General features: G+C 77.2%; 11 protein-coding genes. 8 read left to right on the top strand and 3 right to left on the bottom strand.

Annotation, left to right across the window (positions count from 1 at the left end; all coding sequences use genetic code 11):
• The first annotated feature begins 83 nt into the window (after positions 1 to 83).
• From recC to ACQFYA_RS03170, 7 genes are all read left to right on the top strand, one after another.
• Positions 84 to 3,542 carry an exodeoxyribonuclease V subunit gamma gene (recC, locus tag ACQFYA_RS03200; RefSeq protein ID WP_499121531.1) on the top strand — a complete coding sequence of 1,153 codons (3,459 nt, stop codon included), beginning with the start codon at positions 84 to 86 and terminating at the stop codon, positions 3,540 to 3,542.
• Complete coding sequence (locus tag ACQFYA_RS03195) at positions 3,539 to 7,078, top strand: UvrD-helicase domain-containing protein (protein ID WP_499121530.1); 3,540 nt, start codon at positions 3,539 to 3,541, stop codon at positions 7,076 to 7,078. Before recC ends, ACQFYA_RS03195 begins: the two co-directional genes overlap by 4 nt.
• A complete protein-coding gene (gene recD / locus ACQFYA_RS03190) occupies positions 7,075 to 9,108 on the top strand; it encodes an exodeoxyribonuclease V subunit alpha (protein WP_499121529.1) in 2,034 nt (677 codons plus the stop codon). The genes ACQFYA_RS03195 and recD overlap by 4 nt, the downstream gene beginning before the upstream one ends.
• Before the next feature lie 123 nt (positions 9,109 to 9,231).
• Positions 9,232 to 10,305, top strand: a complete 1,074-nt coding sequence (locus ACQFYA_RS03185) for an LLM class flavin-dependent oxidoreductase (protein ID WP_499121527.1) — start codon at positions 9,232 to 9,234, stop codon at positions 10,303 to 10,305.
• Between the two features lie 104 nt (positions 10,306 to 10,409).
• Positions 10,410 to 11,168 (top strand): MBL fold metallo-hydrolase, encoded by a 759-nt coding sequence (locus ACQFYA_RS03180; RefSeq protein ID WP_499121526.1) that lies wholly within the window; start codon positions 10,410 to 10,412, stop codon positions 11,166 to 11,168.
• Positions 11,169 to 11,272: 104 nt separating this feature from the next.
• The gene (locus tag ACQFYA_RS03175; RefSeq protein ID WP_499121524.1) at positions 11,273 to 12,184 is read left to right on the top strand and encodes an LLM class flavin-dependent oxidoreductase; all 912 of its coding nucleotides are present in this window, start codon (positions 11,273 to 11,275) and stop codon (positions 12,182 to 12,184) included.
• Positions 12,185 to 12,242: 58 nt separating this feature from the next.
• Positions 12,243 to 12,629, top strand: coding sequence for a GNAT family N-acetyltransferase (locus ACQFYA_RS03170; protein WP_499121523.1), 387 nt, complete (start codon positions 12,243 to 12,245; stop codon positions 12,627 to 12,629).
• A 64-nt stretch (positions 12,630 to 12,693) separates the two neighbouring features.
• Here the strand turns inward: ACQFYA_RS03170 and ACQFYA_RS03165 are convergent, their stop codons facing one another.
• Genes ACQFYA_RS03165 through purS form a run of 3 tightly spaced genes read right to left on the bottom strand, consistent with a single transcriptional unit; the run spans position 12,694 to position 14,221 of the window.
• On the bottom strand, positions 12,694 to 13,218 hold the full coding sequence (locus ACQFYA_RS03165; protein ID WP_499121522.1) for a GNAT family N-acetyltransferase: 525 nt from the start codon (positions 13,216 to 13,218) through the stop codon (positions 12,694 to 12,696).
• Positions 13,215 to 13,934, bottom strand: coding sequence for a phosphoribosylformylglycinamidine synthase subunit PurQ (gene purQ, locus ACQFYA_RS03160; protein ID WP_499121520.1), 720 nt, complete (start codon positions 13,932 to 13,934; stop codon positions 13,215 to 13,217). Before purQ ends, ACQFYA_RS03165 begins: the two co-directional genes overlap by 4 nt.
• Entirely contained in the window at positions 13,934 to 14,221 is a 288-nt protein-coding gene (gene purS / locus ACQFYA_RS03155) for a phosphoribosylformylglycinamidine synthase subunit PurS (RefSeq protein WP_380325477.1), read from the bottom strand. Before purS ends, purQ begins: the two co-directional genes overlap by 1 nt.
• Before the next feature lie 234 nt (positions 14,222 to 14,455).
• On the opposite strand from purS, the gene ACQFYA_RS03150 reads away from it, so the two are divergent.
• The gene (locus ACQFYA_RS03150) at positions 14,456 to 15,307 is read left to right on the top strand and encodes a DUF4190 domain-containing protein (protein ID WP_499121519.1); all 852 of its coding nucleotides are present in this window, start codon (positions 14,456 to 14,458) and stop codon (positions 15,305 to 15,307) included.
• Positions 15,308 to 15,382 lie beyond the last annotated feature (75 nt).

Genomic DNA, 15,382 nt, shown 5'->3' with positions numbered 1-15,382 from the left:
GCGGCAGCCCCGTCCTTCGCCCGCGCCATGCACCTGTGGACGTGCGCGTGTCCGTGTCGGCGCGGGCCCGTAACCTGGCCGACGTGCTGCACGTCCACCGGTCCGAGCGCTCCGACGCGCTCGTCGCGCCCCTCGCCGACGTGCTCGCCGAGCCGCCGGACGACCCGTTCACCCCCGACGTCGTCGCCGTGCCCACGCGCGGCATCGAACGCTGGCTGGCGCAGCGGCTGTCGCACCGGCTGGGGGTCGGGACCGGCGCCGGCGGCTCGTCCGGCGCCGGCGTCTGCGCCAACGTGGACTTCTCGTCGCCGTCGCGGCTGGTCGCGTCCGCGCTGACGGCGGTGACCGGCGTCGAGCCGGACGACGACCCGTGGCGCCGCGCCCGGCTCGTGTGGCCCGTGCTGGAGACGGTCGACGCGTCCCTCGACGAGGCGTGGGCGGCACCGCTCGCGCGCTACGTCGGCGAGGCCGGGGACGAGGTGCGGCGCTCGCGCCGGCTCTCCCTCGCGCAGCGCGTGGCCGAGCTGTTCGCGGCGTACGCGCAGCAGCGGCCGGGCCTGCTCGCCCGCTGGCTGGACGGCGCGGACGAGGACGGCGCGGGCGCGCCCGTCCCCGACGACCTGGCGTGGCAGCCGCGCCTGTGGCGGCGGGTCCGCGAGCTCGTGGACGCGCCCGGCCCGGCCGAGGTGCTGGCGGAGGCGGTCGCCGCGCTGCGCGCCGACCCGGGCGCCGTCGACCTGCCCGCGCGCCTGTCCGTCTTCGGCCCCACCCGCCTGCCCGAGGACCAGCGGCAGGTGCTGGGCGCGCTCGCGCTGCACCGCGACGTCCACCTCTGGCTGCCGCACCCCTCCCCCGCGCTGTGGGACTCGGTCGCCGCGCTCGTGGCCGACCCTTCGACCGGCTCAGGGGGGACCGGCGTCGTCGGTCCGCGCCGGGACGACCTGCCCCCGGCCGCCCGGCACGCGCTGCTCGCGTCCACCGCGCGCGACTCGGTGGAGCTCCAGCTGCGGCTGTCGGGCGCGCTCGACGCCTCGGACGCCGAGGTGCCGGAGGTCGCCGTGACCCGCCACACCGCGCCGGCCCCGCCGGCCACGCTGCTCGGCGCCCTGCAGGGCGCGCTGCGCGCCGACGATCCGGACGCCCCCGCACGCACGCTGGACCCGGCCGACCGGAGCGTGCAGGTGCACGCGTGCCACGGCCGCGCCCGCCAGGTCGAGGTGCTGCGCGAGGTGCTCACCGGGATGTTCGCCGCCGACCCCACGCTGGAGCCGCGCGACGTCATCGTGCTGTGCCCCGACGTCGAGTCGTTCGCGCCGCTGGTGACGGCGACCTTCGGCGCGGCGCCCGACGGCGTCACGCAGGTGCACCCCGGCCAGCGGCTGCGGGTCAGCCTGGCCGACCGAGGGCCCGGCGTGATCAACCCCGTGCTCGGCGTGCTGGCGACCCTGCTGCGGCTGGCCGACGGCCGCGTCACGGCGTCGGAGGTGCTCGACCTCGCCACGACCGAGCCCGTGCGCCGCCGCTTCCGCCTGTCCGACGACGACCTCGACCGGTGGCGCGACTGGGCCGTCGAGGTGGGCGTGCGCTGGGGCGAGGACGGGTCGCGGCGCGCCCGCTTCGGCATCGACCCGCGCGTGCGGCAGGGCACCTGGGACGCGGCCCTGGACCGGGTGCTGCTCGGCGTCGCGATGGCCGAGGAGGACTCCCGGTTCGTGGGTCCCGCGCTGCCCCTGGACGACGTCGGGTCCACCGACGTGGACGTGGCCGGCCGGTTCGCGGAGCTCGTGTCGCGGCTGACGGGCCTGCTCGCCGACCTGGACGGCACGCACCCGCTGGAGCACTGGCTCGACGCCCTCGACCGCGCCGTCACGCTGCTCACCGACCCGGCACCGGACGACGCCTGGCAGTCCGTGCAGGCCCGCCGGGTGCTGGGCGACGTCCGGGCGGCGGGCGCGGGGCGCCCGGCCGCGACCGCGGGAGGCGGGCTGCGCCTGGAGGACGTGCGCGCCCTGCTCGCCGACCGGCTGGCCGGCCGCCCCACGCGGGCGGGCTTCCGCACCGGCGCGCTCACCGTGTGCTCGCTGGAGCCGATGCGCGCCGTCCCGCACCGGGTGGTCTGCCTGCTCGGCATGGAGGACGGCGCGTTCCCCCGCTCCGCCACGCCCGACGGCGACGACCTCCTGGCCCGTGGCGCCTGCCTGGGCGAGCGGGACCGGCGCAGCGAGGACCGGCAGATCTTCCTCGACGCGCTCACCGCGGCGCGCGAGCACCTCGTGGTCCTGCACTCCGGCGCCGACGAGCGCACCGGCGCCGACCGGCCGCCCGCGGTGCCCGTCGCGGAGCTGCTGGACGCGCTCGACCGGCTCGGCACCACCGCCGACGGCGGGCCCGCGCGGCGGCAGGTCGTCGTGCGGCACCCGCTGCAGGTGGTGGGCGAGCGCAACTTCGAGGCCGGCGCGCTGGGTGCCCCCGGCCCGTTCAGCTTCGACACCAGCGCCTTCCAGGGCGCCCTCGTGGGCCGCTCGGAGCGCGTCGAGCCGGGGCTCCTCGTCCCGGAGCCGCTCGCCCTCGACGCCCCGGCGCCCCCGGAGGTCGACCTCGACGACCTCGTCGCGATGCTCGAGCACCCGGTGCGCTGGTTCCTGCGGACCACGCTCGACGTGCGCATCGCGCAGGACGAGGACGAGGTGGACGACCGCCTCCCGCTGACGATGCCGCCGCTGGCCGCCTGGGGCGCCGGCGACCGCATCCTCACCGCCGTGCTCGGCGGCACCGAGCCGGGCCGCGCCTTCCAGGCGGAGTGGCGCCGCGGCCAGGCGCCGCCGCGCGAGCTCGGCCGCACCGCGCTGCGCGACGTCGTCGAGCGCGTGCAGCCCGTCGAGGTGCTGGCGCGCCAGGTGCGCGCCGACCACGACGCGCGGGCCGTCGACGTGGCCGCCGTCCTGCCGTCCGGCGTGCTCGTCACCGGGACCGTGCCCGGCGTGCACGGCGGCCGGGTGGTGCGCGCGGAGTACTCGAAGCTGGGGCCGAAGCACCGGCTGCGCGCCTGGGTGCAGACGCTCGCGCTCGCGGCGTCCGGCGGCGACGCCGGCCTGCCCGAGGGCGAACGGTGGCACGCGGGCACGGTGGGCCGGGCGCCGGGTCGCGGCGCCCGGGCGGCCTGGAGCCTGCTGCAGTCCCCCGACGCGGCGGACGCCGCCCGGCTGCTCGACGACCTCGTGGCGCTGCGCGCCGCGGCCACCCGCGCGCCGCTGCCCCTGCCGCCCGACGCGTCGCACGCGTACGCCGTCTCGCGCGCGGGCGGCGCGGGCGACCCGGGGCAGGCGACGAGCGAGGCACGGTTCACCTGGACCGGCGGCTTCGAGAAGGCCGACCCGTACCACCTGCTGGTGTGGGGCGACGGGGCGTCGTTCGACGCGATCGCCGGCGTCCCCGACGACGACGACCGGCGCCGGTTCCCCGACGAGCCCTCGCGGCTGGGCGCGCTCGCCCGGCGCGTGTGGGACCCGTTGCTGGCGCACGAGCAGAAGGGCACGTCATGACGGCGGGAAGCACGGCGGGCCTCGGCACCGACGCGACGGGCGGCCTCGCCGGCGCACCGGACCGGCCGGTCTTCGACGTCTGCGGGCCGCTGCCGGAGGGCACCACGGTGCTGGAGGCGAGCGCCGGCACCGGCAAGACGTTCACCATCGCGGCGCTCGCCACCCGGTTCGTCGCCGAGGGCCGCGCCGAGCTCCGGGAGCTGATGCTCGTCACGTTCGGCCGGGCCGCCACGTCCGAGCTGCGCGACCGCGTGCGCGAGCGCCTCGTGAGCGCCGAGCGTGCCCTGCGCGGCCCGGACCCGGCGTCCCACCCGGACCCGGTGGTGGCGCTGCTCGCCGACGTCGACCCTGCGGAGCTGGACCGCCGCCGCGCCCGGCTCACGGCGGCGCTGTCGCAGCTGGACGCCGCGACGATCACCACCACGCACGGGTTCTGCCAGCAGATGCTGACGTCGCTGGGCATCGCGGCCGACGTCGACCCCGCCGCCACGTTCGTCGCCGACGTCGCCGACCTGGTCCGCGAGGTGTCCGACGACCTGTACGTGCGCCGCTTCGCCGGCGAGGCGCACCCCGCCCTCACCCCGCCCATGGCGGCCGACCTCGGCCGCGCGGCGGTGAGCGACCACCAGGCCGTCGTCGAGCCCGCCGAGTCGGGCGGCGGCGGGCCGTCCACGCCGGGCGCGCTGCGCCAGGCGGTCGCGCTCGAGACCCGCACCGAGACGCTGCGCCGCAAGCGCGCGCAGCACCTCATGGACTACGACGACCTGCTGGTCATGCTGCGCGACGCGCTCGCCGACCCGGTGCACGGCCCGACGGCGGCCCAGCGGGTGCGGTCCCGGTTCCGGGTGGTCATGGTCGACGAGTTCCAGGACACCGACCCTGTGCAGTGGGAGATCCTGCGCACGGCGTTCCACGGCCACCGCACGCTGGTGCTCATCGGCGACCCCAAGCAGGCGATCTACGCCTTCCGCGGCGCCGACGTGGTCGCGTACCTCGACGCGCAGCAGGACGCGACCGCCGTCGCGACGCTCGGCACCAGCTGGCGCAGCGACGAGCCGCTGCTGCGCGCCCTGGACACCGTGCTGGGCGGGGCGGCCCTCGGCGACGAGCGGATCGTCGTACGGCCGGTGGACGCGGCGCACCGCGGGTCCCGGTTCGACGGCGGCGCGCCGCTGCGGCTGCGGCAGGTGACGCGCGCGGCGCTCGGCCTGTCCCCCGGCGAGACGCCGCCGGTGGGCCCCCCGCGCCAGCTCGTCGCCGCGGACGTCGCGGCGGACATCGCCGCGCGCCTCGGCCGCGACCGGCTGCTGGACGCCTCGCTGGTCGAGCCCGTCGAGACCCCGACGAGCGGCGGCCGGCGGCCCCTCGAGCCGCGCGACGTCGCGGTCCTGACCCGCACGAACGCGCAGGCCGAGGCCGTCCGCTCGGCGCTCGTCGCGCGCGGCGTGCCCGCCGTCGTCTCCGGGTTGTCGAGCGTGTTCGCCACGCCGTCGGCCCGCGACTGGCTCACGCTGCTCGCCGCGCTGGAGCAGCCGGGGGCGCACGGGCGGGCGGCGGCGCTGGCGCTCACGCCGTTCGTCGGCTGGGACGCCGGGCGGCTCGCGACGGCGGACGACGCCGCGCACGACGCCCTCGCCGACACGGTGCGGCGGTGGTCGCGGCTGCTGTGGTCGCGCGGGGTCGCGGCACTGCAGGAGGCCGTGACGCGCGAGGGGCTGGCCGAGCGGCTGCTGACCACCAGCACCGGCGAGCGGCGCCTCACCGACCTGCGGCACGTGGGCGAGGTGCTGCACGTCGCGGCCGTGACGGAGGGCCTGGGCGCCTCCGCGCTCACGGCCTGGCTGCGGCGCCGCATCCGCGAGGCCGCGCAGGACTACGACGAGGAGCGCAGCCGGCGCCTCGAGACGGACGCGGCGGCGGTGCAGGTCGTCACGGTGCACGCCAGCAAGGGTCTCGAGTTCGGCGTCGTGTACGTGCCGTTCGCGTGGGACCGGTACGAGCCGCGGCAGCCGGACGTGCTGCGCTTCCACGCCGGCGACGGCCAGCGCATCCTGCACGTGGGCGGGCCCGGCTCGTTCGGGTACGACGCCGCCCTGGAGCGGCACCGCCGGGAGGACGGCGGCGAGGACCTGCGCCTCCTCTACGTGGCGCTGACCCGCGCCCGCCACCAGGTCGTCGCGCACTGGGCGCCGTCCAAGGCGAACTCCGCGAAGGGCGGCCTGACGCGCGTCGTGCTGGGCGAGCGCACGCTCGGCGGCGAGCCCGCGCCGCACGCCTCCCAGCAGGCGATGCGCGACGACACCGTCCGGGGCGCGCTCGGCGCGCTCGCCGACCGGTCCGGCGGCACGATCGCCGCCGAGGAGGTGCCCGCCACCCCGTCCACCGAGCGCTGGCGGCCGCCCGCCGAGGAGGAGCCGGCGCTCGACGTGGCGCACCTGGACCGGCTGCCGGACCAGTCGTGGCGGCGCGCGTCGTACTCCGCGCTCACCGCCGCCGCGCACACCGGGCGGCCGGGCGGCCTCGGGGCGCCGACGGCCACGCCCCCCGGGGCCGGGGCCGGCGGGGTCGAGTCCGAGCCCGAGGGCGGCGGCCTCCAGGACGAGCCGGCGGAGGCCGCGCCGACCGCGGTCCGGCCGGGCGAACCCGGCGACGGAGCCGCCGCCGACGCACCCGGCGCCGACCTGCCGTCCCCCATGTCGGGGCTGCCCGCGGGCACGGGCTTCGGCACCCTCGTGCACGAGGTGCTGGAGTACGCCGACACGGCGGCGCCCGACCTCGACGCCGAGCTGCTCGCCCGCTGCGCCGCCGCCGCGACCACCCGGGTGCCCGGCACCGACCCGGGCGAGCTGGCCGCCGCGCTGGGCGTCGTCGCGCGCACGCCCCTCGGGCCGCTCGCCGCGGGGCGCACCCTCGCGGACGTCACGCCCCGCGACCGGCTCGCCGAGCTCGAGTTCGAGCTGCCCCTCGCCGGGGGCGACGGGGACTCCGGCGCCACCTCCGAGGGGGCGACCCTGGCCGGGATCGCCGCGGTCCTGGGCCGGTTCCTCGGCGACGACGACGCGTTCGCCGCCTACCCCGCGGCCCTGGCCGAGCTCGCGCAGGCCGACCCCTCGGCGCGGCCGCTGCGCGGCTACCTCACCGGGTCGATCGACATGGTGCTGCGCGTCCCCGGCGACGACGGCGCGCCGCGCTTCCTCGTCGTCGACTACAAGACGAACCGACTCGGCGCGTTCGACACCCCGCTCACCGCGTACGACTACCGGCCCGAGGCCACGGTGGACGCGATGCTGCACGCGCACTACCCGCTGCAGCTCGTGCTCTACCTCGTGGCCCTGCACCGGTACCTGACCTGGCGTCTGCCCGGCTACGACCCGGACGTGCACCTCGGCGGCGGGCTGTACCTGTTCGTGCGCGGCATGTGCGGCCCGGCCACGCCCGTCGGGCCCGACGGGGCGCCGCACGGCGTCGTGTCGTGGGTGCCGCCGCGCGGGCTGGTGCCCGCGCTGTCCGCGCTGCTCGACGGAGGCGACGCATGACCGACACCGCTCCCTCGCCGGTCGAGCCCGTCGAGAACTGGGTTTCGACAGGCTCGACCACCGAGGGCGACGTGCGCCACGCCGCCGCGGCGCCCGGCATGCTGCGGGAGTTCAACGCCGCCGGCCTGGTCGCCGCGACCGACGTGCACGTCGCGACCCGGCTGGGCCGCCTCACCGGCGAGGAGGACGCGACGGTGCTGCTCGCCGTCGCGCTCGCGGTCCGCGCGCTGCGCGGCGGGTCGGTGTGCGTGCGCCTGGACGACCCCGACGAGCTCGCCGCCCTCGCGCTCCCCGAGGACGCGGACCGCGGCGACTCCCCGGCCGACGGCGCCGCTGCGGTCGCGCCCCCGCCGTGGCCCGAGCACGCGGCCTGGGTGCGCGCGATCGAGGCGAGCCCGCTCGTGACCGTCGGCGCGGGCGAGCCGGTGGACCGCCCCGCCCGCTGGGTGGGCGGCCGCCTCTACCTCGACCGCTACTGGCGCGACGAGCTCACCGTCCGACGCCTGGTCGACGCCCGCCTGCAGGCGCCCCCGGTCGAGCCCCCGGGCGTCGACCGTCTCGACGCCGCCCTCGCCCGGCTGTTCCCCGCCGCGGGCGACGTCCGCCAGCGGCTCGCCGCCGCGCACGCCGCCGGGCGCCGCCTCACGGTGCTCACCGGCGGCCCGGGCACCGGCAAGACCACGACCGTCGCGCGGCTGCGCGCCGTGCTGCAGGACGTGGCGGGCGACGAGCAGGTCGAGGGGCAGGGGGACGGGGCGGGCACCGACGCACCCGGCCTGCGGGTCGCGCTCGCGGCGCCCACCGGCAAGGCGGCGGCCCGGCTGCAGGAGGCGGTGCGCGACGTCGTCGGCGCGCTGCCGCCCGAGGACCGGGCCCGCACGGGTCGGCCCGAGGCCACGACGGTGCACCGGCTGCTCGGCTACCGCAGCGCCACCCGGTTCCGGCACCACGCGGGCCACCACCTGCCGCACGACGTGGTCGTCGTGGACGAGACCTCGATGGTGCCCCTGTCGCTGATGGCGCGGCTGCTCGAGGCGCTGCGGCCGGACGCCCGGCTGGTGCTCGTGGGCGACCCCGACCAGCTCGCCTCGGTCGAGGCCGGCGCCGTCCTGGGCGACCTCGTCGCGCGCCCGCCGGTCGTCGAGCACCTGGGCGAGCACGTCACCACGGCCCCGTCGGCCGAGCCCACGGCCCCGTCGGTCGAGCCTGTCGAGACCACGGCCCTGGCCAACGGCGTCGTGCGCCTGGTGACCGTGCACCGTCAGGGCTCCGACTCGGCGATCCTGCCGCTCGCCGCCGCCATCCGGGAGGGCGACGCGGACGCCGTCCTCGACGTCCTCCGCGCGGGCTCGGGGGGCGTCGAGCTCGTCGAGGCCGACACCGAGCGCCTGGACGAGCAGGCCGTGCGTGGCCTGCACGACGACGCGGTCGACGCCGGCCGACGGCTCGTCGCCGCCGCGCGGACGGGCGACGCGGCGGGCGCGCTGGAGGCCCTGTCCGCGCACCGCGTCATGGTGGCCCACCGGCGCGGCCCGGTCGGCGTGGCGCGCTGGGCGGCGCAGGTCGAGGCCTGGGTGGAGGAGGCGACGGCCGACGGCACCGTGCCACCGACCGTCCCCGGGTCGCCGTGGGTCGTGGGCCGGCCGCTGCTGGTCACCAGCAACGACGCCGACGTCGGTCTGTACAACGGCGACACGGGCGTGCTCGTCGCCGACGGGGACCCGGCGACCGGCGCGGTGGTGGCCGCGTTCGGCGACCCCCGCGCCCCGCTGCGCGTGCGCACCCACCGGCTGCCGCCCGTCGAGACGGTGCACGCCATGACCGTGCACCGCGCGCAGGGCAGCCAGTTCCGCCGCGTCTCCCTGGTGCTGCCTCCGCCGTCGTCGCCCCTGCTCACCCGCGAGCTGCTGTACACGGCCGTCACCCGCGCGCAGGAGTTCGTGCGCGTCGTCGGCACCGCCGACGCCGTGCGGGCCGCCGTCGCGCACCCCGTCCGCCGCGCGAGCGGGCTCCGCGAACCGCTCCCCTGACCCGCGCCACGTTGTGGGTACGGAGATGGCGAGAATCTCCGTCCAAGTTCTCGCCATCTTCGTACCCACAACGTCAGGGACCTCACGGAATAGGCACCCCGCCCGCGGAGGTTGCTCTGGTCGATGAACTCCGACGCCCCCACCCCCGCGCCCACCTCTCCCCGGCTGTCCGTGCTGGACCTCGTGCCGGTCCGCACCGGTCAGTCCAGCCCTCAGGCGCTGGCCGCGTCGCTCGCGCTGGTGCGCCGCGCGGACGAGCTGGGCTTCGAGCGCTACTGGTTCGCCGAGCACCACAACATGCCGGCCGTGGCGGCGTCGACGCCGCCCGTCATGATCGCGGCGGCGGCCGCCGCCACGGATCGCATCCGGGTGGGCTCGGGCGGCGTGATGCTGCCGAACCACGCGCCGCTCGTCGTGGCGGAGCAGTTCGCCGCGCTGGAGGCGCTCGCCCCCGGCCGTGTCGACCTCGGCCTCGGCCGCGCGCCCGGGTCCGACCCGGTGGTCACCGCGCTGCTGCGCCAGTCCGGCCCGACGTCGGACGTCGAGCGGTTCCCGCAGCACGTGCGCGACATCCTGGCGCTCATGAGCCCGGACGGCGCCTCGCTGCGCCTCGGCGACGGCAACCTCTACGACGTGCACGCCACCCCCGCCGCCGACGGCACCCCGACCGTGTGGCTGCTCGGCTCGAGCGACTACTCGGCCCGTCTCGCGGCCGAGCTCGGCCTGCCGTACGTGTTCGCCAACCACTTCTCCGGAGCAGGCGTCGACCAGGTGCTCGCCCTGTACCGCGACGGCTACCGCCCCAGCCCCGCCCACCCCGAGCCGCAGACGTTCCTCACCGCGAACGTCGTCGTCGCGCCCACCGCCGTCGAGGCGCACGAGCGCGCGCTGCCCCAGCTGCGGTCGATGGCGCGGCTCCGCACGGGCAAGCCGATGGGCCGCGCCGAGACGGTCGAGCAGGCGGCCGCCGAGCCGCTGGACCCGATGGCGGAGCAGATCGTCGCGGACATGCGCTCCCGCTGGGTGGTCGGCGAGCCGCACCAGGCCGCCGCACAGCTCCGCGACCTCGCGACGCGGCACGGCGTGGACGAGGTGATGGTCGTGCCCGTCGCCGGCTCCTACGAGGCCGAGCCGCTCGACGCGACGCCTGGCCGCGTCCGGACCCTCGAGCTGCTCGCCGAGGCGCTCGCAGCCTGACGCCGGCAACACTCGGATCGGCAGGACGTCCCCGATTCGGCAATCATGAGTGCCGATCCGAGGACGTCCTGCCGAATCGACCCGCGCACGAGAGCGAGCCACCCATGCCCCAGGTCACCGTCGTCCGCGCCGACAACCCCGGCCCGATGACGCTCGACGGCACGCGCTCGTACGTGCTGCGCGCGCCCGGGTCGTCGTCGTGCGTGGTCGTGGACCCGGGCCCGGCCGACGAGGAGCACCTGGCCACGCTCGCCGAGGCCGGGCCGGTGGAGCTGGTGCTGGTCACGCACCGGCACGCCGACCACACGGCGGGGTCCGCGCGGCTGCGCGAGCTCACCGGTGCACCCGTGCGCGCGGCCGACCCGGCGCACTGCCACGGCGGCGCGCCGCTGCGCGACGGCGAGCGGATCGACGCGGCCGGCCTGCGGGTCGACGTCCTCGCCACGCCGGGACACACCGCGGACTCCGTGTCGTTCGTCGTGACGGAGCCGGACGCCGAGGCCGTGGTCCTGACGGGCGACACGGTGCTCGGCCGCGGCACCACGGTCATCGCGGAGCCCGACGGGTCGTTGCGCGACTACCTCGCCAGCCTCGACGCGCTGGAGCGGGTGGGCGACGGGCGGGTCGGCCTGCCGGCGCACGGCCCCGCCCTCGACGACCTGGGCGACGCGGTGCGCTCCTACCGCGCCCACCGGCTGGAGCGGCTGGCGCAGGTGCGTGACGCGCTGGCCGCGCTCGGCCCGGCGGCGGACGCCGACGCCGTCGTCGCGCACGTCTACGCGGACGTGGACCCGTCCGTGCGGGGCGCCGCGCGGCAGTCGGTGGTCGCCCAGCTCGCCTACCTGCGCGACGAGCCCGCCTGAGCCACGCCGGCCACGGCATCCACGGCATCCACGGCCGACCCGACGGGCAGGACGGGCCGGACGACGGCTGAGCGGATGTCGGTGTCCCGCGGCACGATGGCGTGATGACGGTCACGCCTGCCCCGCCCCCGGAAGCCCGCCCCGCCGTCCGCCTCGGCGTCGCCTTCGTGCCGACGATGCCCCCGGAGTCGCTGCGGTCCCTCGCCACGGCGGTCGAGGCCGCCGGCCTGGACGACCTGTGGGTGTGGGAGGACTGCTTCAAGCAGAGCGGCGTGGCCTCCGCGGCGGCGGCGCTCGCCTGGACGGAGCGGATCCGCGTGGGGATCGGCCTCATGCCGGCGCCGCTGCGCAGCACCGCCGTGACGGCGATGGAGATCGCCACCGTCGCGCGGATGTTCCCCGGCCGGTTCGTGCCCGCGGTGGGGCACGGCGTCCAGGAGTGGATGGGCCGGTCCGGGGTGCGGGTGGATTCCCCGCTCACCCTGCTGCGCGAGCACACCGAGGCGCTGCGCGGCCTGCTCGCGGGCAAGGAGGTCACGACCTCCGGGCGCTACGTCCAGCTCGACGGCATCCGGCTCGACTGGCCCGCGCCCGACGTCCCGCTCGTGCTCGGCGGCGTGGGGCCCCGCTCGATCGCCCTCGCGGGCGAGCTCGGCGACGGCCTGATCCTCGCCAACGCGCTGACACCCGACGACGTGCGCGCGGCCGCCGCGGCAGCCACGGCCGCCGCCGGCTCCGCGGGGTGGCCCGTGCCCGAGGTGTACGCCACGCTCATCGCCGCGACGGGTCCGGGCGCCCAGGAGCGCCTCGACGCCGAGCTGCCCCTGTGGGGCGCGGAGCCGGGGCGCGGCATCGGCGCCGCCGGCGACGCCCGAGCGATCGCCGACGCCGTACTCCGGCTCGCGGCCGCGGGAGCCGGCTCGGTCGCGGTGCAGCCCACGGCCGACGAGCCCGACCTGGCCGGCTTCGTCGAGCTGCTCGGCCGCGAGGTGCGGCCCCTGCTCGACCACGCGTGACCCTGCGTCGTCGGACGCACCCACCGTCCCACCCGTCGAAGAGATCGAGGAGCAGAGCATGAGCTGGAAGATCGAGCTGATCCACGTGCCCGTGAGCGACGTGGACCGGGCCAAGGAGTTCTACGAGCGGGTCGGCTTCCACGCCGACCACGACCAGCAGGTCAACGACGAGCTGCGGTTCGTGCAGATGACGCCGCCCGGCTCCGCGTGCTCCATCGCGTTCGGCACCGGCCTGGGCGGCACGCTCGCGCCGGGGCAGCAGGACACGATCCAGGTGGTCGTGCCGGACGCCGACGAGGCGCTGGCGCAGCTGCGCGGCGTGGGCGTCGAGGCGCAGGGCGTGGACGAGCAGGCCTGGGGACGGTTCGTCACGTTCGCCGACCCCGACGGCAACTCGTGGACGCTGCAGCAGCTGCCGGCGTGGTCCGCCGGCGCCGCTGGTTGAGCCTGTCGAGCTCGCTGGTCGAGCCTGTCGAGACCCGGTCTCGACAGGCTCCACCGTCAGGAGGTCAGAGCCGCTTGCCGTAGCAGCGCTGCTCCTCGAACTCCGCGTGGTCGCCGAACTTCTCGACCGGCTCGTAGCCGATCGCCTCGTACAGGCCGATCGCCTCGGGCTGCGCCGTGCCGGTCTCGAGCACGAAGCGGCGGAAGCCGACCTGGCGTGCGGCGCGCTCCAGCTCGGCCATGATCCGCCGGGCGACGCCCTGCCCGCGGTGCTCCGGGTCCACGTACACGCGCTTGACCTCGCCCGTCGCCGCGGGGTGCGTGGTGCCGCGGTCCCGTCGGTCGTCGGTGCCGGAGACGTCGCGCACGGCCGCGGTGCCGACCGGCTCCCCGCCGAGGCGGGCGACGAGCGTGACGACGATGCTGCGCGGGTCGATCGCGGGCGCCGGGTCGTCGCCGTAGCGCGTCGCCATCTCGGCCTCCTGCGCCGCGCGCAGGGCGGCGGCCGCCGCGTCGTCCCACTCGACGGCGTCGACGACCAGGTCCTCGGGCCCGGCGGAGGCGTCCCGGACCGCGGTGGTGGCGGTCATGCCCGGACGAGCGACGCCAGCACCGACGTGAAGAAGCCGAGGCCGTCGGTGCCGGAGCGCGGGCCGGCCTGCCCGTCGGGGCCGAACCCGGCCTCGACCGCGTGCTCGGGGTGCGGCATGAGGCCGACCACGTTGCCGCGCGCGTTGGAGATGCCCGCGATGTCACGACGCGAGCCGTTCGGGTTCCAGCCCTGGTAGCGGAACACGACCCGACCCTCCCCCTCGAGCTCGTCGAGCGTGCGGTCGTCGGCGACGAACTGCCCGTCCTGGTTCTTCAGCGGGATGGTGATGTGCTGGCCGGGCTCGTACCGGTTGGTCCACGCCGTGGCGGTGCTCTCGACCGACAGCACCTGCTCGCGGCACACGAAGTGCAGGTGGTCGTTCTTCACCATGGAGCCGGGCAGCAGGTGCGCCTCGGTCAGCACCTGGAAGCCGTTGCAGATGCCGAGCACCGGCATGCCGCCCTTCGCGGCGTCCACGAGGGAGTCCATCGCGGGCGCGAAGCGCGAGATCGCGCCGGCGCGCAGGTAGTCGCCGTACGAGAAACCGCCGGGCAGGACGACGGCGTCCACGCCGCGCAGGTCGCCGTCGGCGTGCCAGAGCGACACGGGCTCGCCGCCTGCGAGGCGCACCGCGCGGGCGGCGTCGCGGTCATCCAGCGTGCCGGGGAACGTGATGACGCCGATCCGCGCCGACGCGAGGGTGCCGGCGGTCATCAGGCGACGCCCTCGGAGGTGATCGTCCCGGCGGCGTCGGTCGCGGCGTCCGCGACCCGCACGACGTCCTCGATGACCGGGTTCGACAGCAGCGTCTCCGCAGCCTGCTGGGCGGCGGCGAGCACCTCGGGGGTCACCTCGCCGTCCACCTCGAGCTCGAACCGCTTCCCCTGGCGCACCCCGCTGAACTGGGTGAAGCCGAGGCGGGGCAGGGCCCCGACGACGGCCTTGCCCTGGGGGTCCAGGATCTCGGGCTTCGGCATGACCTCGACGACGACGCGTCCCACGGGTGCTCCTTGGATCGTGACCGGGTAGTCAGACGGCCGCCGCTCCGGGATCCCGGCACGCGCGGCGCCCCGAGGGGGCGCGCATGACGAGCGGGAGCACGACGGCGGGATTCCGCGACGATTCTACCCACGGCGCGCTAGCCTTCGGACGCCGCGCGACGTCGCCGGACGCCGGCACCCCGGCCCCCGCGTCATCCGGCCTCGTCCCACGACCGCACTCCCTGCAGAGGAAGCATGTCCGCACCCACCCCTCCGCCCGCGGGCGGCAGCGCTCCCGACCCCTTCGCCGCCCCGGACCCCGGCGCCTCCTCGCAGGCCGACCCGGCGAGCCCGTTCGGCGGCCCCACGCCGTACGACCAGCAGCCGACCCCCTACGGCCAGCCGACGCCTTACGGCCAGCCGACGCCCTACGGCCCGCAGACGCCCTACGGCCAGCCCGCGCCGTACGGGCAGCCCGCCGCACCCGGCACCGACGGGTTCTCGATCATCGCCCTGGTCACGGGGATCCTCTGGCTCAGCCCGTTCGCGATCGGCTTCGGCATCGCGGGCCTGCGCCGCACGAGGCGCACGGGGCGCTCCGGCCGCGGCCTGGCGATCGCCGGCATCGTGCTCGGCGCGCTGGGGCTGCTGGGCTGGCTGCTCGTCATCGGGCTGATCGCCCTCGCCGTGAACAGCGACGACTTCCAGGACGGCTTCCAGCAGGGCTTCGACGACGCGTACTCGGAGCAGACCGGGGCGAACCTGCAGCTGGGTGACTGCTTCGAGCTGCCTGCGGACGCCACCGACCTCAGCGGCGTCGTCGCCGAGGACTGCGCCTCGCCGCACGGCGCCGAGCTGGTGGGCGTCGACGAGCTCACGGACGCCACCTTCCCCGGGGACGACGCCGTCGTGTCGACCGCGGAGGGCTTCTGCTACGAGCAGTTCGCCGACTACGTCGGCACCGACTACGACTCGTCCGGCCTGGACATGGTCTACCTCTACCCCACCCAGGCGTCGTGGACGCTCGGCGACCGGCGCCTCATGTGCTGGGCGCAGAACCCGGACGGCTCGCCCCTCGAGGGCAGCGTCCAGGGCTCGGGCCTGTAGCCCGGCCGAGCAGCTCATCGAGCAGCTCATCGAGCAGCTCACCGAGCAGCTCACCGAGCAGCTCGGCCGCAGGGC

Origin of the sequence: Promicromonospora sp. Marseille-Q5078, assembly GCF_050315395.1 — a bacterium.
Classification (GTDB): Bacteria; Actinomycetota; Actinomycetes; order Actinomycetales; family Cellulomonadaceae; genus Isoptericola.
The sequence above is the reverse complement of the archived record's forward strand: the minus strand, read 5'-3'. Positions and strand labels throughout refer to the sequence as shown.

Bases quoted from the DNA above. Each gene is read 5' to 3' on its own strand.
- ACQFYA_RS03195 (WP_499121530.1), top strand. From the start codon at position 3,539: ATGACGGCGGGAAGCACGGCGGGCCTCGGCACCGACGCGACGGGCGGC.
- recD (WP_499121529.1), top strand. From the start codon at position 7,075: ATGACCGACACCGCTCCCTCGCCGGTCGAGCCCGTCGAGAACTGGGTT.
- ACQFYA_RS03185 (WP_499121527.1), top strand. From the start codon at position 9,232: ATGAACTCCGACGCCCCCACCCCCGCGCCCACCTCTCCCCGGCTGTCC.
- ACQFYA_RS03180 (WP_499121526.1), top strand. From the start codon at position 10,410: ATGCCCCAGGTCACCGTCGTCCGCGCCGACAACCCCGGCCCGATGACG.
- ACQFYA_RS03175 (WP_499121524.1), top strand. From the start codon at position 11,273: ATGACGGTCACGCCTGCCCCGCCCCCGGAAGCCCGCCCCGCCGTCCGC.
- ACQFYA_RS03170 (WP_499121523.1), top strand. From the start codon at position 12,243: ATGAGCTGGAAGATCGAGCTGATCCACGTGCCCGTGAGCGACGTGGAC.
- ACQFYA_RS03165 (WP_499121522.1), bottom strand. From the start codon at position 13,218: ATGACCGCCACCACCGCGGTCCGGGACGCCTCCGCCGGGCCCGAGGAC.
- purQ (WP_499121520.1), bottom strand. From the start codon at position 13,934: ATGACCGCCGGCACCCTCGCGTCGGCGCGGATCGGCGTCATCACGTTC.
- ACQFYA_RS03150 (WP_499121519.1), top strand. From the start codon at position 14,456: ATGTCCGCACCCACCCCTCCGCCCGCGGGCGGCAGCGCTCCCGACCCC.